The organism is Pseudomonas sp. BCRC 81390 (genome assembly GCF_030341915.1).
In the GTDB taxonomy this organism is placed as follows: Bacteria; Pseudomonadota; Gammaproteobacteria; order Pseudomonadales; family Pseudomonadaceae; genus Aquipseudomonas.
The window spans coordinates 861-1,347 of the sequence record NZ_JATAAG010000089.1 but is presented as its reverse complement, the minus strand read 5'-3'; the positions used below and the strand labels follow the sequence as shown (position 1 = coordinate 1,347).

Here is a 487-nt window from a genome sequence, read left to right as displayed (position 1 = left end):
TTCGAAATCGACGCTGCCCTGGGTCTTACCAGCTTCAACGGTAATGGTCTGGCCGTTGGACAAAGTCACGGTCACCGGGGTCTGGGCCGGGTTGCTCAGGGTCACGGTGTAGGTAATCACGCCACCTTCGGTCACCGACGGCGTGGCCGTCAGGGTCGCGGTGGTGACATCGACCGAGTCGTTGATCGTGGTCTGGGCCGGGGTCGGATTCGGCGTCAGCTGTTCGAAGTTGCCACCGGTCGCACCGGTAATCGTGGTGCTGACGGTCGCGCCATTGTTGTAGACGTCGTTCGCCGGGGTCTCGAAGTCGACGCTGCCCTGGGTCTTACCGGCTTCAACGGTAATGGTCTGGCCGTTGGACAAGGTCACGGTCACCGGGGTCTGAGCCGGGTTGCTCAGCGTCACGGTGTAAGTGATCACGCCACCTTCGGTGACCGACGGCGTCGCCGTCAGGGTCGCAGTGGTGACATCGACCGAGTCGTTGATC

The 487-nt window shown here is 62.6% G+C and carries 1 protein-coding gene; it reads right to left on the bottom strand.

What is annotated here, in order from left to right:
* On the bottom strand, positions 1 to 487 hold a 487-nt coding region (locus QSV36_RS25100), incomplete at both ends, for an immunoglobulin-like domain-containing protein (protein ID WP_289135752.1).